This is a genomic window from Rhodobacter sp. SY28-1 (genome assembly GCF_005222785.1).
GTDB lineage: Bacteria > Pseudomonadota > Alphaproteobacteria > Rhodobacterales > Rhodobacteraceae > Tabrizicola.
The window spans coordinates 23046-46639 of the sequence record NZ_STGH01000002.1; the positions used below are offsets into that span (position 1 = coordinate 23046).

24 protein-coding genes are annotated in these 23594 nt (G+C 67.2%); 6 read left to right on the plus strand and 18 right to left on the minus strand.

Annotation, left to right across the window (positions count from 1 at the left end; translation table 11 throughout):
- Positions 1-140: 140 nt before the first annotated feature.
- From mraY to E8M84_RS09160, 12 genes are all read right to left on the minus strand, one after another.
- The gene (gene mraY, locus E8M84_RS09105; RefSeq protein ID WP_137110907.1) at positions 141-1223 is read right to left on the minus strand and encodes a phospho-N-acetylmuramoyl-pentapeptide-transferase; all 1083 of its coding nucleotides are present in this window, start codon (positions 1221-1223) and stop codon (positions 141-143) included.
- On the minus strand, positions 1224-2663 hold the full coding sequence (murF, locus tag E8M84_RS09110) for a UDP-N-acetylmuramoyl-tripeptide--D-alanyl-D-alanine ligase (protein ID WP_394347401.1): 1440 nt from the start codon (positions 2661-2663) through the stop codon (positions 1224-1226). It abuts the gene before it with no gap.
- Positions 2663-4144 (minus strand): UDP-N-acetylmuramoyl-L-alanyl-D-glutamate--2,6-diaminopimelate ligase, encoded by a 1482-nt coding sequence (locus E8M84_RS09115; RefSeq protein WP_137110909.1) that lies wholly within the window; start codon positions 4142-4144, stop codon positions 2663-2665. The genes murF and E8M84_RS09115 overlap by 1 nt, the downstream gene beginning before the upstream one ends.
- 11 nt (positions 4145-4155) lie before the next feature.
- Complete coding sequence (locus tag E8M84_RS09120) at positions 4156-5946, minus strand: penicillin-binding protein 2 (protein WP_137110910.1); 1791 nt, start codon at positions 5944-5946, stop codon at positions 4156-4158.
- 3 nt (positions 5947-5949) lie between these two features.
- Positions 5950-6306 (minus strand): cell division protein FtsL, encoded by a 357-nt coding sequence (locus E8M84_RS09125; protein ID WP_137110911.1) that lies wholly within the window; start codon positions 6304-6306, stop codon positions 5950-5952.
- Positions 6307-7326, minus strand: a complete 1020-nt coding sequence (rsmH, locus tag E8M84_RS09130) for a 16S rRNA (cytosine(1402)-N(4))-methyltransferase RsmH (RefSeq protein WP_137110912.1) — start codon at positions 7324-7326, stop codon at positions 6307-6309. It lies immediately after the preceding gene.
- Between the two features lie 2 nt (positions 7327-7328).
- A complete protein-coding gene (locus E8M84_RS09135; RefSeq protein ID WP_137110913.1) occupies positions 7329-7841 on the minus strand; it encodes a division/cell wall cluster transcriptional repressor MraZ in 513 nt (170 codons plus the stop codon).
- A 626-nt stretch (positions 7842-8467) separates the two neighbouring features.
- On the minus strand, positions 8468-9067 hold the full coding sequence (locus tag E8M84_RS09140) for a TetR/AcrR family transcriptional regulator (protein ID WP_205914615.1): 600 nt from the start codon (positions 9065-9067) through the stop codon (positions 8468-8470).
- Positions 9068-9091: 24 nt separating this feature from the next.
- Positions 9092-9550: a glyoxalase/bleomycin resistance/extradiol dioxygenase family protein gene (locus tag E8M84_RS09145; RefSeq protein ID WP_137110915.1), complete on the minus strand. Its 459-nt coding sequence runs from the start codon at positions 9548-9550 to the stop codon at positions 9092-9094.
- A gap of 12 nt (positions 9551-9562) precedes the next feature.
- Positions 9563-10162, minus strand: a complete 600-nt coding sequence (locus E8M84_RS09150; protein WP_137110916.1) for a dihydrofolate reductase family protein — start codon at positions 10160-10162, stop codon at positions 9563-9565.
- Between the two features lie 4 nt (positions 10163-10166).
- Positions 10167-10640 carry a VOC family protein gene (locus E8M84_RS09155; RefSeq protein ID WP_137110917.1) on the minus strand — a complete coding sequence of 158 codons (474 nt, stop codon included), beginning with the start codon at positions 10638-10640 and terminating at the stop codon, positions 10167-10169.
- 156 nt (positions 10641-10796) lie between these two features.
- Entirely contained in the window at positions 10797-11870 is a 1074-nt protein-coding gene (locus E8M84_RS09160) for an Mrp/NBP35 family ATP-binding protein (RefSeq protein ID WP_137110918.1), read from the minus strand.
- A 249-nt stretch (positions 11871-12119) separates the two neighbouring features.
- Here E8M84_RS09160 and E8M84_RS09165 point away from each other — a divergent pair, with 249 nt between their 5' ends.
- The 6 genes from E8M84_RS09165 to E8M84_RS09190 all read left to right on the plus strand — a co-directional run bounded on the left by E8M84_RS09165 (position 12120) and on the right by E8M84_RS09190 (position 17061).
- A complete protein-coding gene (locus E8M84_RS09165) occupies positions 12120-12335 on the plus strand; it encodes a DUF1127 domain-containing protein (protein ID WP_137110919.1) in 216 nt (71 codons plus the stop codon).
- Positions 12336-12974: 639 nt separating this feature from the next.
- On the plus strand, positions 12975-14123 hold the full coding sequence (locus E8M84_RS09170) for a benzoate/H(+) symporter BenE family transporter (RefSeq protein ID WP_137110920.1): 1149 nt from the start codon (positions 12975-12977) through the stop codon (positions 14121-14123).
- A 150-nt stretch (positions 14124-14273) separates the two neighbouring features.
- The gene (locus E8M84_RS09175) at positions 14274-14669 is read left to right on the plus strand and encodes a RidA family protein (RefSeq protein WP_137110921.1); all 396 of its coding nucleotides are present in this window, start codon (positions 14274-14276) and stop codon (positions 14667-14669) included.
- 65 nt (positions 14670-14734) lie between these two features.
- Positions 14735-15454 carry a YafY family protein gene (locus E8M84_RS09180; RefSeq protein ID WP_240790338.1) on the plus strand — a complete coding sequence of 240 codons (720 nt, stop codon included), beginning with the start codon at positions 14735-14737 and terminating at the stop codon, positions 15452-15454.
- 196 nt (positions 15455-15650) lie between these two features.
- Positions 15651-16517: an S-methyl-5'-thioadenosine phosphorylase gene (locus E8M84_RS09185; protein WP_137111796.1), complete on the plus strand. Its 867-nt coding sequence runs from the start codon at positions 15651-15653 to the stop codon at positions 16515-16517.
- Positions 16518-16527: 10 nt separating this feature from the next.
- On the plus strand, positions 16528-17061 hold the full coding sequence (locus tag E8M84_RS09190; RefSeq protein WP_137110922.1) for an adenine phosphoribosyltransferase: 534 nt from the start codon (positions 16528-16530) through the stop codon (positions 17059-17061).
- 331 nt (positions 17062-17392) lie between these two features.
- On the opposite strand, the gene E8M84_RS09195 is transcribed toward E8M84_RS09190, so the two are convergent.
- The 6 genes from E8M84_RS09195 to thrC form a co-directional block, all read right to left on the minus strand.
- Positions 17393-18802 carry an FAD-binding oxidoreductase gene (locus E8M84_RS09195; RefSeq protein WP_137110923.1) on the minus strand — a complete coding sequence of 470 codons (1410 nt, stop codon included), beginning with the start codon at positions 18800-18802 and terminating at the stop codon, positions 17393-17395.
- Between the two features lie 50 nt (positions 18803-18852).
- Complete coding sequence (locus E8M84_RS09200) at positions 18853-19653, minus strand: MBL fold metallo-hydrolase (RefSeq protein ID WP_137110924.1); 801 nt, start codon at positions 19651-19653, stop codon at positions 18853-18855.
- Positions 19654-19716: 63 nt separating this feature from the next.
- Positions 19717-20244, minus strand: coding sequence for a DUF1697 domain-containing protein (locus E8M84_RS09205; RefSeq protein ID WP_170971896.1), 528 nt, complete (start codon positions 20242-20244; stop codon positions 19717-19719).
- Positions 20245-20365: 121 nt separating this feature from the next.
- A complete protein-coding gene (locus tag E8M84_RS09210) occupies positions 20366-20950 on the minus strand; it encodes a GNAT family N-acetyltransferase (RefSeq protein ID WP_137110926.1) in 585 nt (194 codons plus the stop codon).
- Positions 20950-22206, minus strand: coding sequence for a pitrilysin family protein (locus tag E8M84_RS09215; RefSeq protein WP_137110927.1), 1257 nt, complete (start codon positions 22204-22206; stop codon positions 20950-20952). Before E8M84_RS09215 ends, E8M84_RS09210 begins: the two co-directional genes overlap by 1 nt.
- Positions 22206-23591 carry a threonine synthase gene (gene thrC / locus E8M84_RS09220; protein ID WP_137110928.1) on the minus strand — a complete coding sequence of 462 codons (1386 nt, stop codon included), beginning with the start codon at positions 23589-23591 and terminating at the stop codon, positions 22206-22208. The genes E8M84_RS09215 and thrC overlap by 1 nt, the downstream gene beginning before the upstream one ends.
- Positions 23592-23594: the final 3 nt, after the last annotated feature.

Below are 23594 nucleotides of genomic sequence, written 5' to 3' on the forward strand. Positions count from 1 at the left end.
TCTCCAAATGGGCGCAATACTCTCGTTACGATTGAATCGATGCGTCGCAATCGGTTGCAGTCCGGCCCCGCTGGCCGATCACCCTGCGGATTGATTCAGTTCTGCGCCGTCCGAGTGCGGACCCCACCCGGGCCCTGCCGTCAACGCACCTTCAGCGTCGCCAGACCGATCATCGCCAGGATCAGGCTGATGATCCAGAACCGGATCACGATCTGCGGCTCGGCCCAGCCCTTCTTTTCGAAATGGTGGTGGATCGGGGCCATCAGGAAGATCCGCTTCTTGGTCCGCTTGTAGTAGAGGACCTGGATGATGACCGACAAAGCCTCGACCACGAACAACCCGCCGACGATGGCCAGCACGATCTCGTGCTTGGTGCAGACCGCGATGGCCCCCAGCGCCCCGCCAAGCGCAAGCGACCCGGTATCCCCCATGAACACCGCCGCAGGGGGCGCGTTGTACCACAGGAAGCCAAGGCCTGCCCCGAACAGGGCGGCGGCAAAGACCATCAGGTCGGATGTGCCTGGCACGTAATGCACGCCCAGGAACGTCGTATAGTCGACCCGTCCCACGACATAGGAAATGATCCCCAGCGTCCCGGCGGCGATCATCACCGGCATGATCGCCAGCCCGTCGAGGCCATCGGTCAGGTTCACCGCATTCGCGGCGCCTACGATCACCACCATGCCGAAGGGCACGAAGAACCAGCCCAAGTTCAGCAGCGCGTCCTTGAAGAACGGGAAGGCCAGCTGGTTGGTCAGCTCGGGCGGGTGGAACATCGCGGCCGCATAGGCCGCCAGCAGCGCAATCAGCAGGCCCATCCCCATGCGCACCCGCGATGAGACGCCCTTGGTGTTCTGCTTGGTGACCTTGGCATAGTCGTCGGCAAAGCCGATCAGGCCGAAGCCGATGGTGACCAGAAGCACGATCCAGACATAGGGACTGTCCAGCCGCGCCCAGAGGAGCGTGGAAGAGATCAGCGCCGACAGGATCAACAGGCCGCCCATCGTCGGGGTCCCCGCCTTGGCCAGATGGCTTTGCGGTCCGTCATCGCGGATCGGCTGGCCCTTGCCCTGCTTGCGGCGCAGAAGGTCGATCAACGGACGTCCGAACAGGAACCCGAAGATCAACGCCGTGACAAAGGCCCCGCCGGCGCGGACCGTGGTATAGCGGAACAGGTTGAAGAAGTCCCCGCCATCGGAAAACTCGGTCAGCCAGTAGAACATTTACGCAGATCCTTCTGTCGGCGGCGTGCCCTGCCCCATTTTCCGTAGCGCGTCAACGACCAGGCTGACCTTCGATCCCTTCGAGCCCTTGACCAGAAGGATGTCGCCCGCATCGACCAGGGTGCGGACACGGGGGGCCAGTTCCTGCGCGGTCTCGACCCATTCGCCGCGCTGGCGGCGGGGAAGGGCTGCGTGCAGCGCCTGCATACGGGGGCCGACGCAATGGATGACCTGCACTGCCGCCAGTCCTGGATGCCGGGCAATCTCGGCATGCAGGGCAGCCTCGGTCGGGCCCAGCTCCAGCATGTCGCCCAGGACGGCAATCCGCCGCCCGCCGCCCACCCGGCCGATGCCGTCGGTGGGCTTGGCCGCGATCAGCACATCCAGCGCGGCGGCCATCGAGGCCGGGTTGGCGTTGAACGCATCGTCGATCATGTCGACATAGGTCTCTTCCACGATGTCCAGCACGATCCGTTCGCGCTGACCGCGTCCCGCAGGCGGCATCCAGCGCCCCAGATCATGCGCCGCGATCATCGGGTCAGCCCCCAAGGCTTCGGCAACCGCCAGCGCGCCCAGCGCGTTCAGCGTGAAGTGCCGACCGGGGGATGACACCTTGAACAGAAGCGGCTCGCCGCCCCGCGTGGCCCGGCACACCGTGGCTGTCTCGGAGGGCAGCGCCTCGACCAGCCGCCAGTCGGCATCCGGGCCGGTGCCGAACCGGACGGCCCGCGCGCCAACCTCGGCGGCCTTGGCCGCCAGAATGTCCGCAGTCGCGATGTCGCCATTCATCACCGCCACCCCGCCCGGGCGCAGCCCCTCGAAGATCGAGGCCTTTTCCCGTGCGATGCCCTCGACACTGTCGAAGGCCTCCAGATGCGCCGGGGCGACCGTGGTGACCATCGCCACGTCCAGATCGGCCAGCCGCGCCAGGGGCGCGATCTCGCCCGGATGGTTCATCCCGATCTCGATCACCGCAAACCGGGTCTCGACCGGCATCCGCGCCAGCGTCAGGGGCACGCCCCAATGGTTGTTGTAGCTCGCTTCCGCCGCATGGGTCGCCCCCTGCCCCGAGAGGATCGCCCGCAGCATCTCCTTGGTCGAGGTCTTGCCGACCGACCCGGTGACACCCACGACCTTGGCCCGCGTCCGCGCCCGCGCCGCCGCCCCCAGGGCCGACAGCGCCCGCAGCACGTCCGGCACGATCAGCAGCGGAGCATCCGGGGCCACGCCCTCAGGCACACGGTCCACCAAGGCCGCTGCAGCGCCCTTCTCCAGTGCCTGCGCCACGAAATCATGCCCATCTCGCACGTCCTTCAGCGCAACAAACAGATCGCCCTTGGCAATCGTCCGCGAGTCGATCGACACGCCATCGGCTTCCCAGGCGCGTGTCGCCCACCCGCCTGTCGCCGCGACCCCCTCGTACGATGTCCAGAGCGCCATCAGATCACCCCATCCAGCGCTGCCACGGCCACGCTCGCCTGTTCCACATCGTCGAACGGATAGACATCGGTCCCGACAATCTGCCCGCTTTCATGCCCCTTGCCCGCGATCAGCAGCGCATCGCCCGGCAACAGGGCATCCACCGCCCGCAGGATCGCCTCGGCCCGGTCGCCCACCTCATGCGCCTCGGGGCAGGCTTCCAGGATGGCACGACGGATGGACGCCGGGTCCTCGGTGCGCGGATTGTCGTCGGTGACATAAAGCACGTCCGCATACTTGCGCGCGGCCTCGCCCATCAGGGGCCGCTTGGTCCGGTCCCGGTCGCCGCCCGCCCCGAAGACCACCACGATCCGCCCCATCACATGCGGCCGCAGCGCCCGCAGCGCGGTCTCGATGGCGTCCGGCGTATGCGCGTAGTCCACATAGACCGCCGCCCCGTTCCGCCGCGTCGCCGCCAGCTGCATCCGGCCCCGCACTCCGGTCAGCCGAGGCAACACGCCCAGCACCGCCTCGGGGGCCTCTCCCGCCGCAATCGCCAGCCCCGCCGCCACAGCGACGTTCTCGGCCTGAAACGCCCCGATAAGCGCAAGCCGCGTCTGGAACGCCCGGCCCTGCCACAGATAGCGCACCTCCTGCCCCGTTGCATCGGGCCGTGTCGCGGCAATCTGCAGGTCCGCCCCCTGCCCCTTGCCCACGGTCAGCACCCGAAGGCCCCGGTTCAGCGCCAGTTCCGCCATGTCCGACCCGCGGGCACCGTCGAGGTTCACCACCGCCACCCCGTCCTCGGGCAGGAGACGGGTGAACAACTGCGCCTTGGCCTCGAAATAGGCCTCCATCGTGCCGTGATAATCCAGATGGTCCTGCGTCAGGTTGGTGAAGCCACCCGCGCACAGACGCACCCCGTCCAGCCGCCGCTGGTCGATCCCGTGGCTGGAGGCTTCCATCGCCGCATGGGTCACGCCGCCCTGCGCCGCCGCCGCGAGAAGCTTTTGCAGGGTGATCGGGTCCGGTGTCGTATGGCCGCTCGGGGCCGTCCAGGCCCCCTCGATGCCCGTCGTGCCGATATTGATCGCCTCGCGCCCCAGCGCCGCCCAGATCTGCCGGGTGAAGGTCGCCACGGACGTCTTCCCGTTCGTCCCCGTCACCGCGACCATCACCTCGGGCTGCGCACCAAACCACAGCGCCGCCGCACAGGCCAAAGCGGCGCGCGGATCCTCGGCCACCACCAGCGCCACGTCCGTATCGGCCAAAGCTTCAGCCGCCATCTTCGCGCCCGCCGCATCGGTCAACACCGCCGCCGCGCCCTGTTCCAGCACCGCCGGGATGTACTTCGCGCCGTGAGTGACCGTGCCCGGCAGGGCGGCAAACAGCATCCCGGCCCGCACCGCCCGACTGTCGGCAGTGATCCCGGACAGCGCCGGATCGCGACCAGCCCGGGCCGTCAGCCCAAGGTCGGAAAGCCGTTTCGCGCGCGCTGCCATGCCATGAACCCTCAGTTGCTGGCGGCTGTTACCGCATCCATGGCAGGGGGTTCAAGTTTGGGTCTCAGACCCATCAGCGGGGCGACGCGCCGGATGATCTCGGCCGCGACCGGCACCGCCGTCCAGCCCGCCGTGCGGCGCGTCTCGGACAGGGTGTCATCCTGCGGCTCGTCCAGCGTGACGATCAGCACATACTGCGGATTGCTGGCCGGGAAGACCGAGGCAAAGGTGTTCACCACCTTGTCCTTGTAATAGCCCCCGGATTTCTTGGGCTTGTCGGCCGTCCCGGTCTTGCCTGCGACCTCATAGCCCGGAACGTCACCCAGGGACGCCGTCCCCTCGGTCACCACGCGCCGCAGCATGGCCACCGCTTCATGCGCGGTCTTCTCGCTCATCACCCGGACGCCCGTCGTCGGGCCGTCCTTCTTCAGAAGCGTCGGCTTGATCATCACCCCACCATTCGCAATCGCCGCATAGGCCGCCGCAAGGTGCATGGGCGAGGCCGACATCCCGTGCCCGTAGGACGTGGTGATGGTCACGATCTCCGGCCATTTCTTCGGGATCAGCGGCTTGGCCCCCGGCGCCTCGACCAGTTCCAAAGGCGTCGGATCGAAAAAGCCCAGCGATTTCAGGAAGGCCTGCTGCCGCAAGGGTCCGATCATCAGCGCGATATGCGCCGTTCCGACGTTCGACGACTTGGCGATGACGTCACTGACCGACAGCAGCGGGCCATAGTTCTTGCCCTCGAACTCCTTGATCTTGTGCTTGCCCCACTGCATCGGGGCATTGGCGTCCACCATCGTTTCCGGTGACACCAGCCCCAGCTCCATCGCCTGCGCCGCAGCGAAGATCTTGAAGGTTGAGCCAAGCTCATACACCCCCTGCACCGCGCGGTTGAACAGCGGGCTGTCCCCGGGCTCGGCATTCTTGTCGACCAGCGGGCTTGGCCGGTCATTCGGATCGAAGGTCGGAAAGGACGCCAGCGCCAGGATTTCCCCCGTCCGCGCATCCATCAGGATCGCCGCCGCGCCCTTGGCGTTCAGCATCCCCATGCCCGCCGACAACACCTCTTCCATCGTGGACTGCAGCGTCAGGTCGATGGACAAGGCCAAAGGCTTGCCGCCCTGCGCCGGATCGCGCAACCGGGCATCCAGCGCCTTTTCGATCCCCGCCACACCGATCACTTCCGCCGAATGGACGCCTTCGGCCCCGAAGGATGTGCCGCCCAATACATGCGCTGCCAGCGCCCCGTTCGGGTAAAGCCGCATCTCGCGCGGGCCGAACAGAAGCCCAGGATCGCCGATCTCGTGCACCTGCTGCATCTGTTCGGGCGACAACACCTTGCGCACCCAGACAAAGCTGCGCCCGTCGGTGAACCGCCGCGCCAGGGCCTTTGCGTCAAGTTCCGGGAAAATCTCGGCCAGCTTTTCGGCTGACCCCTTGGGATCGACCATGACCTTGGGATGCGCATACAGCGCATGGGTGGTCATGTTGGTGGCCAGCACCCGCCCGTTGCGGTCGGTGATGTCCGCCCGCTGCGCGATGATCTCGGCGCCCGGAGCACTCGCCCGCGGCTCCATCGGCTCGGTCGCGGCCATCAGCCCCATCCGCGCGCCGATGGCCCCGAACGCCACCACGAAGCTCGCGCACAGGATCACCAGCCGGAACTGCGCCCGCCCCCGCGCCTTTTCCCGCAGCGCCTCGTGCCGGATGCGCAGGTTTTCCTTCTCGATGCTGTCGGGGTTCAATCCGTCCTGCCGGGCCTGCAGGATACGGGCCAAGGGGCGAAGCGGCGTGCGCATGGGTTATAGCCCCTCCTCGGGTTCGGCAAGCGTGCCCTGGATGTCGGTGCTGAAGCTGATCTCGGGCAGTTTCGCCCGCGGATACACGACCTGCGCCGCCGTCCCGAACTGCGAGGGCTCCATCGGCAACAGTCCCAGCCGGTCGAAGTTCGCCGTGGTGAGGTCACGCAGACGGTCCGGGCGGTTCAGGTAGGCCCATTCCGCCCGTTGCACCGACAGCGCCTCGCGCAGGCCGACGATCTGGCGCTGCAGGGCCTCCACCTCTTTCAGGGCGGCCTGCGTCGCATAGTTCTCGCGGTAGGCCCAGAAGCCCAGCGCGATCAGGCCCAGAAACGACAGCACATACAAAACGGCGCGCATCTAGCGGCGTCCTTTCTTCTGAATCTCGGGCAGGCCCAGATCGGCTGCCGACAGCGTCCGGGCCGGGGCCGCGGTCCGCCGCCCGACCCGCAGCTTGGCCGACCGCGCGCGCGGGTTGCGGGCCACTTCCGCCTCGTCCGGAGCCACAGCCTTGCGCGTCACCATCTCGAACCTGGCCGCTGTGTCCGCCTTGGCCGGGGCATAGCGGTTGGCGTTCGCCTCATGGCCGCTGGCCAGCTGGAAGAACCGCTTCACGATCCGGTCCTCAAGGCTGTGGAAGGTCACCACCGCCAAGAGACCCCCCGGCTTCAGCGCCCGTTCCGCAGCGTTCAGCCCCTCGGCCAGTTCCTGGAATTCCGTATTCACCGCGATGCGGATCGCCTGGAAACTGCGCGTTGCCGGATGCGACTGCCCCGGCTTCGGGCGCGGCAGGCACTTCGCGACGATCTCGGCCAGCTTTGCCGTCGTCGTGATCGGCTCCATCCCCCGCGCCGCCACGATGGCATGCGCGATCCGGCGCGAGGCCCGCTCTTCGCCGTAGTGATACAGGATATCGGCCAGCACGCCCTCGTCCGCCGTGTTCACCAGGTCGGCAGCACTATCGCCCGACTGGCTCATCCGCATGTCCAGCGGCCCGTCCTTCATGAAGGAGAACCCCCGTTCCGCCTGGTCGAGCTGCATCGAACTGACCCCGAGGTCCAGCACCACCCCGTCCAGCAGTTCCCCCGCCAATTCATCAAGGTCCGAGAACGTCCCCGCCACCAGACGCACCCGGTCGCCATAAGCTCCGGCCCAGGCCCCCGCCATCTCCAGCGCCAGCGGATCGCGGTCCACGCCGATCACCCGGTCCGCCCCGGCCGCCAGCAGTGCCCGCGTATAGCCCCCCGCCCCCAGCGTCCCGTCCAGCCAGACACCGGCCACCGGGGCACATTCCCGCAGGATCGCGTCGATCAGCACCGGAACATGGGGATCGGGGGTCGGATGGCCAGCGTTGGAGGATCGGGGCAGCGGACCGGGCATGGTCAGCCCCTGCGCTTGTGCATCGAGACCAGCCTGCGCGGATCCACGGCACCTTCCTTCTCGACCTTGGAGATATTGCCGAAGGCGGCGTCATAGACATCGCGGCGATAGATCAGGAAACGGTCCGACTTGCCGGCAAAGACGACCTCGGCCTTGTCCGGCATCTCGTCGCCGAAGCCGATCTTCTCGCGCACGCGCTGGGGCAGGACGATGCGGCCATCCGGCTCGACCTCGACCTTGACCGACCGGGTAATCAGGTTCAGCTCGGCGTCGTCCCGCTCGTCACCTTCCTCCATCGACTCGATGTCGGCGGCCAGGGCCTCGAACGCCTGCTTGCTGTAGCACTCGACGAAAGTCCGCATCGGCCCGCCGTAGACCATGTGAACACGCGGACGCGCTGCGTCGGGGGCGGTGGGATCAAGTTCTTTCAGGATCGTGCGGAAGTCGGCCGGGATCGACACCCGCGCCTTGGCATCCACCTTCTGGTAGATCTCGCCTACGAACCGCTCTGCCATCGCCTTGTCGCGACCTTCACCTAAACTTCCAAACACCTGCGATGAAAAAGAAAAAGGCGGATCGGGTTGCTGCCACTACCCGATCCGCCGCTGTCCCATCGCTGGGCGTCCAGCTACGCTTGCCACCTGGGGGAGATGCTGCTCGCTTGCGCGCCGGATCTCTGTTCACCGATGAAAGGGGCTGCCTGTATGAAGCTGCCTTACGCCTTGTTCGGGGTCTTAAGTCCGCCCCTGATTTTCACTGCCCATCTCATCCGTGTGAGATATGTATGACTGGGAAATCATGGGCTGGCAAGGGAAATCTTGGGAAAGCGCCCCGCATCTTGTGTCGAAAGACCCCTGAATCCAGCATCTTGTGGCGCTTTCAGCCCTAAACCTTCAATCTCTAGGCGAATACCGCCCAAGTCTGCCCTACATCTTGTGGTCCCATCACGGGAGTTGACAGTCCCGTGACTTGCCGGGAAGTGCTGCGATCAGACCGTGACCGCCCAAAACCCGGGGTCATTCCCACGGAATCTGCGCGTGGAAAGGCGTTCGGGCCAGCTTCGGACCGGCGTTTCCCGGATTTTCCCAGAATGTGTGATTCGAAAGCCCCACTTTCCCACGCATGGGGAAAGCGTCCGGGGTCAGCGGCCGAACAGCAGCCGCAGATAGCGCTCCAGATGGTCGAAGGCCTCGCGCGCGGGCGCGGGATCATTCAGCGCCTTGGCCAGGATGATCCCGCCCTGCGTCGCCACCTGGAACTGCTGCGCCAGGCTGTCAGCCGTGATCCCCGGCACCGGATGCGCCGCCAGCGCCTCTTCCAGATGCCGCCGGACATGATCGAACCCCGACCGGATGCTGCGTTCCGCCGCAGCCCGGATCGGGGGTGAGGTCTCATAGCTTTCCTGGACCGTGGTCCCGGCCACGCAAGAGAATTCGGGCAAGGGCTGGCCCAGAAGCTCGCGCCGCAGGTCGATATAGGCAAAGACCCGGTCCAGCGGGTCGGCCTTCGTGTTGTAGGGATGCGCCGCGAACATCGCCCCGGTCATCGCGGTCCAGTCATCGACCAGCGCGACGCCCAGCGCCTCTTTCGACGGGAAATGGTGGAAGAAGGCCCCCTTCGTCACCCCCGCCGCTGCGCAAAGCTCATCAACCGACGTTGCCGCAAAGCCCCGGTGGCGGACAAGACTGCGCGCAGCCTCGATCAGCCGCGCGCGCGCTTCGCCCCTTGGAACCCGGGTCACTGTCGTCAATCGGTCACCATCCCCTCATGGCTGCTTCTCCCAAAGAGCGGGATCAGGTGTCAACACCGCCCATTTCAGCCCGAACGGGTCGGACAGAAGCCCCCAGGTATCGCCCCAGAACTGCTTCTCGAACGGGGCGACTACGGTACATCCCGCCGCAACCGCCCGGTCCCACCAGACCTGACCGTCCGGGACCACCAGCTGCAAATGCCCGCGCGGGATCGGATCAGTTCCGCCGACCGCGCTCGACATCATGTCATTGTCCGTCAACATCAGCGCGCCGCCGTTGATCTCGACCTGCACGTGCATGAACTGGCCGGGCCGTCCTTCGAACGGCATCCGCCCGATGTCCTTGGCGACGAAAGCCTTCATGTAGAAGTCCGCCGCAGCACCCGCCTGACCGGGCAGGGCCAGATAGGGGATCACCCCCTGCATGATCCGGTCCTCGGGGCGATAGCGCTGGTCGGCTGGAATGTCGTTCATCTGATCCTCCGCTCAATAGCTGCCCAAGCGCATCGCGCCGGCGGGTTGATACCTTGATAGGATGACGCCCGTGGGCGTCGCCTTGCTTTCGATCAAGCGCAGCCCGGTCGGCTGCCCGATATCCGAGAAGATCCGCTTGCCCCGCCCGATCGTCACCGGGAAGACCAGCAGCAGCACTTCGTCCGCAAGCCCCTCCGAGATGAGAAGCGGCGTCAGCGTGGAACTGCCCCAGACGATCAGGTCCGGCCCGCCCGCCTGCTTCACCCGCGCGATGCCCGCCGCGATGTCCGATCCAAGGCCTTCCACCGGCCCCCAGCCAAGGCTTTCGGGCCGGTGCGTCGCCACGAACTTTCGCGCAGCGTTCAGGCTGTCGGCCATCGGACCGGCCTGTTTCGGCCAGTAGCCCGCGAAGATGTCATAGGTCTTGCGGCCGAGTAGCAGGTCGAACCCCGTGCCATGCGCGGCGTCGATGGCCGCCCCGCCCTCTTCCGAGGCATGCGGAAAGGCCCAGCCACCCCAGTCAAACCCGTTCTCCCGGTCCTCCTCCGGCCCGCCCGGAGCCTGGATGACCCCATCCAGTGAGACATGTTCGATAATGCGGAGCGTCCGCATCAGCTCAGGCCACCGCCGCGACGGCGGCCTCGATTGGGGCGAGGTCGATCCGGTTCTGCTTCATCATCTCGGCCGAAGCCGCCGCCGCGATCTTTCCGTCCGAGTGCATCGTCAATTCGGTCAATCGCCGCGGGAAGACCTGCCATGAGACGCCATAGCGGTCCTTCAGCCAGCCGCACATGCTTTCCTCCCCACCGTCGGCGATCAGCGCGTACCACAGCCGGTCGCTTTCCGCCTGATCGTCCGTCTCGACGCTGATCGACACCGCCTCGGTCAGCTGGAAATGCGGCCCAGCGTCCAGGATCTGGTAGGGCGCGCCGCCCAGCGAGAAATCGGTCACCGAGAATGTGCCCAGGCCGACATCGGCCGAGAAGGTGTGCTCCACCCGGCTGTTCGGGATCAGGCTGCAGTAGAAGGCCGCCGCCTCGGGTCCGCGACCGTCGCGGAACCACAGGCAGGTGCGGATGGAATTGGCCATGGTTTGTCCTCCCTTTGTGGCGCAGGCCGGTCGTGCGACTCGCATCCTGTGCCACAACTATACCGACTAGTTGGTATGTAATCAACCCGCAACCGCCGGAACGCAAAACCCCGCCACGAAGGGCGGGGTTTCGTCAGGTCATCGGATGGTGAAGCCTCAGCCCATTCCGCCCGCGATCAGACGGTCGGCCAGCGCCAGATAGGGTGCGGCCAACGGCCCGTCCGTCGCCGCAATCGGTGTCCCGCTGTCGCCGGCCACCCGCACATCCAGCGCCAGCGGCAGCTCGCCCAGGAACGGCAGGTCCAGCTTCGCCGCCTCGGCCGCCACCCCGCCATGACCGAAGATATGCGCCTCATGCCCGCAGTTCGGACAGATATAAGTGGACATGTTCTCCACCAGCCCCAGCACAGGGGTCTTCAGCTTGCCGAACATGTCCAGGGCCTTCCGCGCATCCAGCAGCGCCACGTCCTGCGGCGTCGAGACCACAATCGCCCCCGTCAGCTGCGTCCGCTGGCACAGCGTCAGCTGCACATCCCCCGTCCCCGGCGGCAGGTCTATTATAAGGACATCCAGCTTCCCCCAGGCCACCTGCCCCAACAACTGCTGCAAGGCCCCCATCAGCATCGGCCCACGCCAGACGACCGCCTCGTCTTCCTTCAGCATCAGGCCGATCGACATCATCGTGACCCCATGCGCGACCAAGGGCTCGATGGTCTTGCCGTCGGGACTGGAGGGCCTGCGGTTCACCCCCATCATCTTCGGCTGGCTCGGCCCATAGATATCTGCATCCAGCAGCCCGACCTTCCGCCCCCGCCGCGCCAGCGCCACCGCCAGGTTCGAGGCCACCGTGGATTTCCCCACGCCCCCCTTGCCCGACGCCACCGCGATGATCCGGTCGATCCCCGAAATCCGCTGCGGCCCGCCAGCCTGAGGCGTCGGATGCTGCCCGATCTTCAGCGACGGGGGCGCCGCCTTCGCCGCCGGCCCATGCGCCGTCATCACCACCTGCACCGAGGTCACCCCCGCCAAGCCCTTCAGCTTCGCCTCCGCCTCCGCCTGCGCCGATCCCAGGGCCCGCGCCTCGTCCGGGGTCGCCGCCTCGATCACAAAGCGCACCGCACCGCCTTCGACCGTCAGCGCGCGAATCAGATCGCGGCTCACCAGATCGCCTCCGTCCGGGTGCTTCACCCCGGCCAAGACGCCCAACACCTCGTCCCGGTCCACCGCCATCGTTTCAACTCCGCTGAAGATTTGCACTAAGGTCGTAGCGTTTCAGCCGAAGGGCAAGGTCCGTTGACCAGTTGCTCAAAAAATCGGCGAAGACCTTGGTAAATCATGACATTTCCGTGACCTCAGCCATGCAGTTGCTGCATGGCAGCATTGCCGAGGCCCGGTATTGTGCATCTGCAGCATGTGGCCCATGTTACCCCTAACAGCGCGACAGAACGTTGCTGACCGAACCAAAGAGGCTTGAGTGACATGGCATATGTGAACAGCTCCTCCATCGCCCGCAAGGGTTTCGCCGACCGCCTGGTCGTGCTCCGTGACGCCGTCCTGACGGCAATTGCCCAGCGCCGGACCTACCTGCGCACCGTGGCCGAACTGAATGCGCTCACCGACCGCGAGCTTGCCGATCTCGGCATCAGCCGCCTCGGGATCACCGAGATCGCGCATGAGGCCGCCTACGGCAAGTAAGAATTCGTGAGGTCCCCTCCTCCTCCCTGGGACCGAAACGATATGCGGCGGTGTCCGTCCTCCTCCCTGGACACCGCCGCCCCCATCCGGGGCCGAACAGCCCCAAACCGAGCCTGGTGACTCACCCTCCTCCCGGGTCACCTGGTCTGCGCGGCGGGACCTCTCCTCCTCCCTGGTCCCACCGCGCCACTTCTCCCGAAGGCCCCCTCCTCCTCCCTGGGGCCCAAGGATCGCGGCGATGCCTCTCCTCCTCCCGAGGTCATCGCCGCCCCCATTCCGGGGCGTGACCGCCCCAAACCTATCGGGTGACCTACCCTCCTCCCGGGTTATCTGGTCTGCGCGGCGGGGCCTCTCCTCCTCCCTGGCCCCTCCGCGCCACTTCTCCCGAAGGCCCCCCTCCTCCTCCCTGGGGCCCAAGGATCGCGGCGGTGCCTCCCTCCTCCCTGGCACCGCCGCCCCCATTCCGGGCCGAGAAGGCCCGACCCGTGATCGGGCGTCCCAACCTCCTCCCGGGACCTCGTGTCTTGCGGCGGCTCCCTCTCCTCCTCCCTGGGAGCCGCCGCCTTTCTCCCCTTGCAGCCCCTGCCCCACCGCGAAATAGTCCCGCGGTCAGCGCGACGAGCAGCAGCAAGGGACAGGATGCGCCTTTCAGTCATTTCGGCCGCAACCGTGGCCGCCCTTGTCGGCTACGCCTCCTCGGTCGCGATCCTTCTGGCCGCCGCAACCGCACTGGGGGCGACGCCCGCCCAGACCGCCAGCTGGCTTCTGGCGATCTGTATCGGCAAGGCGATCGGCTCGGCTTTCCTCTCCTGGCTCGCAAAGGTCCCCGTGGTCCTCGCCTGGTCCACGCCCGGAGCAGCCCTCATCGCCGCCACCTCGGGCATCTCCTTCGCCGAGGGCGTCGGTGCCTTCGTCGTCGCGGGCCTCCTGATCGCCGCCACCGGCCTCATCCGCCCGCTGGGCGCCCTCGTCGCCCGCATCCCCGATGGCATCGCCGCCGCCATGCTGGGCGGGGTCCTTTTGCCCTTCTGCCTGAAGGGCGCCACCGCCGCGCAAGGCCTGCCCGCGCTGGTCCTGCCGATGGTCGGCGTGTTCCTGATCGTCCGGCTCTGGAACCCCGCCTTCGCCGTCCTCGCCGCTTTCGCGACCGGGATCCTTCTGGCGCTCGCCACAGGGTCCGACCTGACCACCCTGCAGCTCGCCGCCCCGGTGCTGGAGCCCGTCCTTCCTTCCTTCCGCCTCTCGGTCGTCCTCGGCCTCGGCCTGCCGCTCTACCTCGTGACCATGGCCTCGCAGAACCTGCCCGGCTTCGCGACCGTCCGCGCCGCAGGCTATGAGCCGCCCGTCTCTGCCGCCCTGACAACTACCGGGATCATCTCGACCGTCACCGCCTTCTTCGGCGCGCATACCGTCTCGATGGCCGCGATCACCGCCGCGATCTGCCTTGGCCCCGATGTCCACCCCGAGAAAGACCGTCGCTGGATCGTCGGCCTGTACTACGCCGCCGCCTGGCTGATCCTCGGCCTCCTCAGCCCCACCGTCCTCGACCTGATCGCCGCTCTCCCGACCGAGGTCGTCGCCACCCTCGTCGCCCTCGCGCTTCTGTCGCCCCTCACCGGCGCCCTGACGGGGGCCTTCGCGCATGCCGACCAACGCCTGCCCGCCGCGTTGACCGTAGTCGTCACCGCCTCAGGGATCGCCGCCTTCGGCATCGGCGCGGCCTTCTGGGGGCTGGTGGTTGGGCTAGCCGTCTGGGGGCTGGACCACCTGAAACTCCGCCGCGCCTGACCGCTCGTCGTGCACATCGCTTCTCCTCGTCCGCCACGAGAAGGCGAAGGCGCACGACGAGCTGCCTGAAGCGCAAGTCGCACAACTCTCCTGACACGAGGCTGTCAGGAGCCCGCTGCTAGACCCCCGTGACATACCGCAGGAGGTCCCATGCAACGCACCCCGATCAATCCCTGGCCCTGGTCCCTGCCGCTTGGCTACCATCAGGGCGAAGTCATCACCGGCGCGACCCGCCACCTGACAATCGCTGGGCAGACCGCCGTCGACGCGACCGGCACGCCGCAGCACGCAGGGGACATGCGAGCGCAACTGGCGCTGACGCTCGACAACCTTGAAGCCGTGCTGCTGGCCGCCGACATGCGCCTCGCCAACCTGACCCGTCTGCAGGTGTTCGCCACTGACGTCGACGCTGCACTGCGCAACTTCGACCTTCTGGGCCAAAGGCTAGGCGCTGCCGGTGCCATGCCGCCGATGACCCTGGTCGGCGTGACCCGCCTCGCGATCCCACCCCTGATGATCGAGATCGAGGCAACCGCTGCCGCCTGACCGAGGCTCCGGCGCGGCGGCCCGCATCCGGTGCAGACAGCCGCGCCCGCCCCGTGCTATCCCAGATGCCTGCGCCCCATCACCGCGAAGGCCCCACGATGCGCCGCGCCGAACGGCTGTTCCGACTGGTCGATGAACTTCGCACCCGGCACGTCACCCGGGCCGACGACCTTGCCCGAACCTTGGAAGTCAGCCCCCGCACAATCTACCGCGACATCGCGCATCTGCAGGCCTCGGGCCTGCCGATCGACGGCGAGGCCGGGGTCGGCTATCTCCTCCAGCCCGGCTTTGACCTGCCCGCCATGACCTTCACCCACGACCAGATCGAGGCGTTGGCCCTGGGCCTCGCCATCGCCGCAAGCCTCGACGATCCCGACCTCTCCCTCGCCGCGCATGAGGCTCGGGCCAAGCTGCAAGCCGCGCTCCCGCGCCCCGAGACCCGCCGCCTGGCGGATGCCCCGTTCTTCGCGCTCCGCCGCTCCACGGGCGCGCCCGTCCATGCCCGGCTCATCCGCCGCGCGATCCGCCAGCGTCGCGTCGTGCAGATCGACTACACCGACGGTCAGGCCCGGACCTCGACGCGCCGCCTGCACCCCCTGGCGATCTGGGCGATGGCAGAGGGCTGGATGTTCTCCGGCTGGTGCGAGCTTCGCGCCGATTTCCGCACCTGGCGCTTTGATCGGGTGCAGGCCCTGATCCTCACTCCGGACTGCTTCCCCGAAGACCCCGCCCGCAGCCTGGCCGCCTTCCTGGCCCGCGAGAGCTGCGACACCGCCGCCCCCTAGGCGGAAGGTCGCGCCCGGGTACCGCAAAACTTCTCGAAGAGTTTTGCCCCTTGGACCCCGCTAGGAGAATCCTTAACACCACCCTAACAGAAAATCGCAACCCCTTGAAATTCCAGCCATCACCGCGTTTGTCCACCGTGGACACATGCCGCGCACCCCGCTATCCTCCCGCCCGGCCAACCTGAAGGACAACCCCATGCAGACCATGCTCGGCGTGATCGGAGGATCGGGGGTTTACCAGATCGACGGCCTGGAAGGGGCCAGCTGGGTGAAGGTCAAGACCCCCTGGGGCAAGCCTTCCGATGAGGTCCTGGTCGGTCGCCTTAACGGCCTCCCTGTCGCTTTCCTCCCCCGCCACGGCCGCGGCCACGTCCACAGCCCGACCTCGGTCCCCTACCACGCCAACATCGACGCCCTGAAGCGCCTCGGCTGCACCGACATCCTCGCTGTCTCCGCCGTGGGGTCCTTGCGGGAGGAGTTCGAACCCGGCCACTTCGTCCTCGTCGACCAGTACATCGACCGCACCACCCAGCGGCCCCCGTCGTTCTTCGGCCCCGGCTGCGTCGCCCATGTCAGCCTCGCCGACCCGACTTGCCCCCGCCTCGGACAGCTCGCCGTCCAGGCCGCCCGCGACGGAGGCCTGACCGTCCATACCGGGGCGACCTACCTGTCGATGGAAGGCCCCCAGTTCTCCACCCGCGCCGAAAGCCGGATGTACCGCACCTGGGGTGCCGACGTGATCGGGATGACCGGCTTCTCTGAGGCCCGCCTCGCCCGCGAGGCCGAGCTTTGCTACGCCTCCCTCGCCATGGTCACCGACTACGACTGCTGGCACGACAGCCACGGCGCGGTGGACGTGGCCCAGGTGATCGCCGTCGTCCACGCCAACGCCGCCGCCGCCCGTGGCCTCGTCGCCCGCCTGCCCGCCCTCCTCGACCCCGACCGCCAACCCTGCCCCCACGGCTGCGACCGCGCCCTGACCCACGCCATCATGACCGCCCCGGACAAACGCGACCCCGATCTGCTGGCCAAGCTCGACTCCGTCGCGGCCCGCGTTCTTTGAAGGACCGAAGATGAAAAAGACCGTCAAGGACTACATCCGCACCATCGTCGACTTCCCGCACGAGGGCATCCTCTTCCGAGATGTGACCACCCTCTTCGCCGACCCCCGGGGCTTCCGGATGTGCGTCGACCAGCTTCTGTCCCCCTACGCGGGCATGCGGATCGACAAGGTCGCGGGGCTGGAGGCGCGCGGCTTCATCCTGGGCGGAGCGGTCGCGCACCAGCTGTCCACCGGCTTCGTCCCGATCCGCAAGAAGGGCAAGCTGCCCGGCCAGACCATTTCCCAGGCCTACAAGCTGGAATACGGCGAGGCCGTGGTCGAGGTGCACGACGACGCGATGCAGCCCGGCGAGAAGGTCCTGCTGGTCGATGATCTGCTCGCCACCGGCGGCACCGCCGAGGCCGGCATCCGCCTGATCGAGCGCCTGGGCGCCGAGGTCGTCGGCTGCGCCTTCGTCGTCGACCTGCCCGACCTCGGCGGCCGAAAAAAGCTGGAAGCGATGGGAATGGACGTCCACGCGCTCTGCGCGTTCGAGGGGCTCTGACGACCGGGAAAGCTGGCCCCAGGGAAAGCCGCGACCGCAGTCTCGCAGAAGTCGATTGATCGGACGCTGTGGCGGGCCTTCGTTAACCTTCTTTAAAGAGAATCACCCTACACCTTGGCTTGTCAGGGCTACCCACCCTGGCCGCGCTGCTACCCACAGCGTGATCCACACACCCCCCAAAGCACCCCGTCGCAGGCTTCCTGCGGCGGGGATGTTTGATTTCGGGCGCTCGTCGATCGCGTCGTGCCCTCCTCGCGTCTCGATCCCGGCCTCTTGATCCAAGGTCCGCCGCTCTGTGACGCGTGCACGACGTGCTGGAGGAGTTGCCCTTTCAGCCCAGCACCGCCCCCGGGTTCATGATACCCGCAGGGTCCAGTGCCGCCTTGATCGCCCGCATCGCCGCCAGCTTCCCCGGGTCCGCATAGCGCGCAAGGTCGGAAACCTTCAGCCGACCCACCCCGTGTTCCGCCGCGACCGATCCGCCCAGGCCATGCACCAGGTCATGCACCACCCGCTTCACCTCGTCCCGCACGCCCTCGTGCTCTGCCTTCGTGTGCCCCGTTTCGGGGAAGACGTTCCAGTGCAGGTTGCCGTCACCCAAGTGCCCGAAGCAGTTCACCCGGAACGCCCCCAGACTGGCAATCGTGCGTGGCGCCTCCTCGATGAACCCCGGGATCGCCGACAGCGGCAAGGAGATGTCGTGGCTCGACACCGCCCCCACCTTGCGGTTGGCCAAGGGAATGGTCTCGCGCAGCGCCCAGATCGCCGCCGCCTGCGCCTCGGACGTGGCGATCACCCCATCCGTCACCAGCCCCGCTCCGGCCCCGGCTTCATAGACCGTGGCCATCGTCACCTCGGGCTCCAGCCCCACCGGCAATTCCAGTTCCAGAAGCACCAGCCACTCGGGCACCGGATCAAAGGGCGCGCGCAGGTCAAACCCGGTCTCCGCCAGGAAGTCGATCCCCATCCGGTGGATCAGTTCGAAGGCCGAGACCATCCCCGCAGCCCGCTCACCGCACAAAGCCAGAAGCTCAAGCGCCGTTGCAGGCGAGGGCACGGACAAAAGCGCCACGACCCGTGCTGCCGGCTGGGGGAACAGCTTCAGGCTCGCCGCCGTGATGACGCCAAGCGTGCCCTCGGACCCGATCAGAAGGTGGCGCAGATCATAGCCCGCATTGTCCTTGCGAAGCCGGGTCAAGCCGTTGAAAATGCTGCCATCCGGCAGGACCGCCTCCAGCCCCAGGCACAGGTCCCGCGCATTGCCATAGCGCAGGACGGCCGTCCCCCCGGCGTTCGCGGCGAGGTTGCCGCCGATCCGGCAACTGCCCTCTGAGGCAAGCGACAGGGGAAACAGCCGACCGACCTTCTCTGCCTCGGCCTGCACATCCGCCAGCACCATGCCCGCTTCGACCACCATGGCATTCTCGTCGGGCCAGACCCCGCGCAAGGCACTCATCCGCTCCAGCGACAACAAGAGCGGCGAGGCCCCCCGCACCATGATCTGCCCGCCGACAAGCCCGGTGCCGCCGCCATAGGGCACCACGCCCACCCGTGCCGCCGCGCAGGCCCGGACGATGGCCGCCACCTCGCCCGTGGTCCGGGGCCGGGCCAGAACCCCCGCCTGCCCCGTCCAGCGACCCCGCGGCTCTTCCAGATGCCGGGGCTCGGGCGATGACAGCGTCCCTTCGGGCAGGTCTCCGGCCAGACGGGTGACGAAATCGGTATCGCAGGGGTTCAGCATCGGCGGCCTCCTGCCCTCACCTACCGCGTGCGCGGCACAGGGACCAGAGGTCAGTCGATATAGGCGGGTTCCAGGACCATGATCGTCGGCTGCGACGGCAGGTCGTCCAGCGACAGCGCAATCTGCGCCCCGCCCGTCTCGACCACGGTGAATTCCGCCGACATCTCGGACAGGAAGGTCTGCAGCGAGCCCTGGCTGAACCAGTGCATCGGGATCACCACGCTTGACCGCAGCCGACGCACGACCCCCGCCATATCCTCAAGCCGCATCGTGTAGCCGCCGTCGACCGGCACCATCACCACATCCAGCCGCCCGATCACGGCATACTGCTCGTCCGAGGGGATCTGGTGCAGGTGCCCCAGATGCCCGATGCAGAGGCCCCCGGCCTCGAAGATGAAGATCGAGTTGCCATCCCGCCGCGCACCTTCGCCGAACGGTCCCCGCGTGTCGGTCGTGACATTGCGGACCAGCATCGACCCAAGGTCCAGCCGGTGCTGCGCCGGACCCGCGCCTTCGGGCCAGCCTTGCAGAATATTCGGGATGCGCGGGTCGGGGGCGGCGGTCCAGTGCGTGGAATGGGCGTTGTTCATGGTGACGACATCCGGCACCAGGTCCGCCGTCCCGAGATAGCCGGTGTAGTCGGTGACCGCCACGGTCCCGTCCGCCGTGACGATGGCAAAGCTTGCGTGGTCGATATAGCGGATCAGGACGCTGTCCTCGTCCAGCCCCTCCTCCAGCGCCACCGGAACCACGCTTGGCTGTCCCGCCGCGACCGCGATGCAGTGTGAGGGAATGCGCTCTTGACTTAAGGCCGGGGTGGCAAGCAGGAACAGGGCGGCAAGCAGGCGCATGGGTCACCTCCGGTTTGGCAGAAAGGGTAACCCGGATTGCCCTTGCGTCACGCGGCTCAGCGATCACGGATGCGCGATCATGTCCTGCAGGGCGGCCAGCGTGCGCAAATTGCGGGCAGTCATCGGCTGCGGCAAGAGACGCGGCAGGCGCTCTGCCAGTTTCGAAGTGCCATAGCCTCCCGGCGTGTGCAGCGTGAACCGGCATGGCCCGATGTGCCAGCCGTCCCCGGGCAGGGCAAGCGCCCGCAAAGCCGCGTCGTCCGGCGCAGGTGTCTCGCGCAGGAAACAGGCATGGACGAACTTCGGATCGGCCCCGGCATAGGGATGGTCGGTCAGTGCCGCAGTGATCTCCTCTGCCGTCATGACGAAGGTCTCCGGCGCAAAGCCGAACCGCGCCGCCACAGCGTCCCGGATCGCTGCCTCCAGCTCCGCCGCAGGCCGCTCACTCTCGAACACCGCATTGCCTGACTGGATATAGGTCCGCACCGCCCCCAGCCCGAGGCCCGCCAGCATCGCCCGGAACTCCACCATCGGCAGCTTCCCCGCGCCCGAGACGTTCACCCCGCGCAGCAGCGCAACCCAGACGCCCATGGTTTTCCCTTCGCCAAACATCCCCGCCAGAGGCCAAACCCGAGCGGTCTGGCGTCCTTCACGCAAGACCGCGAGAAAAAGGGCGCGCCGCAAGGCGCTCGATTCAGCATCCGCCCCGACCTCAGCCGACGTCGGTCCGCCCGCGCCGGTCGCCGCGCAGGTTGGCGTACAGCACATGATTGCGCCAGCGCCCGTTGATCTGCAGATAGCTCTGCGCCACGCCCTCATACTTGAAGCCGCATTTCTCCAGCACCCCGCGCGAGGCGACGTTCTCCGGCAGGCAGGCCGCCTCCAGTCGGGACAGGTCCATCCGGGTGAAAGCATGATGGGTCAGCGCCACCAGCGCCTCGCGCATGTATCCCTGCCGGGCGAAGGGCTCGCCGATCCAGTAGCCGAAGGTCCCGGTCTGCGACGGGCCACGCCGGATATTGTCCAGCGTCAGCGCGCCCAGAAGCTGCTGGTCCTCGCGCCGGATGAGAAGCATCGGCAGCGCCGTCCCCTGCGCCTCGGCCCTTTGCGCCCAGTAGACCCGGTTGGTGAAGGCCCGCCGCGTCAGGTGGTCGTTGGCCCAGACTGGCTCCCATTTCACCAGGAACTCGGCCGAGGCCTCGCGCACCTCGGACCATTGCCGCCAGTCGCCGTGTTCCGGCAGCCGCAGCGTCATCCGCTCGGTCTCGACCCGGACGCGACGCTTCAGCCCCAGCATCAGGCGCCCAGACCCCGGCGAACGTCGTCGATGCCCGGCGCCTGCGCCACCGGGCCATAGATCGCCAAGGCCGACCGGGCCGCGGTCAGCTCGCCCGCATAGGACCGGACCGCGGCGGTATCGACCGCGTCGATCTTCGCCACCGCCTCGGCCACGTCCGGAATCCGGCCCCAGATCGACAGCAGCCGCGCATTGCGTTCCGCCCGCGACGACGGGCTTTCCAGCCCCATCAACAGGCCCGCGCGCAGCTGGGCCCGGGCGCGCGCGACTTCGGCCTCGGTCATGTCCTCGGCCGCCCTCTTAAGCTCGTCCACCGTCAGCTGAGTCAACTCACCGATCTCAGCCTCCGACGTACCCGCATAGACCGTGATCTGCCCGGTATCTTCATAGGCCGCGGACTGCGCATAAATTGAATAGCACAGACCCCTATCTTCGCGGATCTTCTGGAACAGGCGCGAGGACATGCCGCCGCCCATTGCCGTCGCATAGACCTGCGCCGTGTAGACCTTGTCGTCGCGGTAGCCTGGAGCTTCGAACTGCAATGCGAAATGCACCTGTTCAAGATCCTTCACCTCGCGCCGCTCGCCGCCGATGAATCGGGCGGCTTCAACTTTCGAGGCACCAACCGGCTTCAGCCCGCCGAAGATGCGCTCTGCCGCAGCGACGATGGCGTCATGCTCCACGCCACCCGCCGCAGACAGGATCATCTGGTCGGGACCGTAGTGCGCGCCAGTGAAGCCCTCAAAATCTGCCTTGCGGAACGACGCGACCCGTTCTTCCGGCCCCAGGATCGTGCGCCCGAACGGCTGATCGGGGTAGCTGACTTCGTGCAACCAGTCGAAGATGATGTCGTCAGGGGTGTCCAGCGCCTGGCCGATCTCTTGCAAGATGACGTGGCGCTCGGTCTCGATGTCGGCCTTGCGGAACACCGGGTTCAGCACGATGTCCGCGATCACATCCAAGGCCATCACCACGTCGCCCGACAACACGCGGGCGTAGTACGCCGTCATCTCGCGGCTGGTGTAGGCGTTGATGTAACCGCCCACATCCTCGATCTCTTCCGCGATCCGCAAGGCCGACCGCCGCCGCGTGCCCTTGAACGCCATATGCTCCAGGAAGTGCGCGATGCCGTTCTGTTCGGGCGTCTCGTGGCGCCCCCCCGCCTCGACCCACAGGCCGACCGATGCGGATTGCAGCCCTGGCATCGCCTCAGTGACGATGCGGAAGCCGTTCGAAAGCGTGTGCAGTCTCTGCATCAGTGTCGGGTCCTTTCGCGGACCAGGGACTGCAGCGCAGCCAGTTCGTTCGGCACCCGGGACATCCGTTCCGGTTTGTCGAAGAGGTCCGCGATGTGCGGTGGCAGGCCCGGCCTGATCCCGGTCGCACGCTGGACGGCGTCCGGGAACTTCGCCGGATGCGCGGTGGCCAGCGTGATCATCGGCGCGCCGCCCAGATGCTCCTCGGCGACCTTCACGCCCACGGCAGAATGCGGGCATAGGAGTTCCCCCGTCGTCTTCCAGTGCCGCGCAATCACGGCGAGCGTTTCGTCCTCGTCGCAGCGGCCCGAGGCAAACGTGCTGCGCAGGCTTTCGATCGCCCCCTGGCTGATCCTGAACCCGCCAGCCTTCAGTTCGCCCATCAACTGCGCCACCGCCGCGCCATCGCGGCCATAGGCGTCAAACAGCGCACGTTCAAAGTTCGAGGAGACCTGAATGTCCATCGACGGGCTGATCGAGGGCCTGACCCCGTTCGTCCGATAGTCTCCCGACCGCAAGGCGCGGTCCAAGATATCGTTCTGGTTCGTCGCGATCACCAGCTTGTCGATCGGCAGACCCATGCGTTTCGCGATATAGCCCGCGAAGATGTCGCCGAAATTGCCCGTCGGGACCGTAAAGCTGACCTCGCGGTGCGGCGCACCCAGCGCCGTCCCGGCGTAGAAATAATAGACCACCTGCGCCAGCACCCGCGCCCAGTTGATCGAGTTCACCCCCGCCAGCCGCACCCCGTCGCGGAAGGCAAAGTCGTTGAACATCGCCTTGACCTGCGCCTGGCAGTCGTCGAAGTCGCCGTCCATCGCCAGCGCATGGACGTTCGCCTCGGACGGAGTGGTCATCTGCCGCCGCTGCACATCGCTGACACGCCCGTGCGGGAACAGGATGAACACATCCACATTCGCCAGCCCCCTGAACGCCTCCATCGCCGCCGACCCGGTATCGCCTGAGGTCGCGCCGACGATGGTGATCCGCTCCCCGGTCTTGGCCAGCGCCGCCTGCATCATCTGGCCGATCAACTGCATGGCGAAGTCCTTGAAGGCCAAAGTGGGCCCGTGGAACAGCTCCAAGAGGAAGTGGTTCGCCCCCAGTTGCACCATCGGCGCGCGGGCGGCGTGGTGGAAGCCCTGATAGGCCTTGGCGATCAGGCCACGGAACTCGTCATCGGTGAAGAAGCCGCCCAGATAGGGCCGCATCACCTTGAACGCGACCTCCTCATAAGGCGCGCCCGCCAGCGCCGCGAATTCCGCCTTGGACAGGACCGGCACCGTTTCCGGCACATAAAGCCCGCCGTCTCGGGCAAGGCCGGTCATCATCGCCTCGCCGAAGCCAAGGACGGGCGCCGCACCACGGGTCGAGATATACTGCATCGG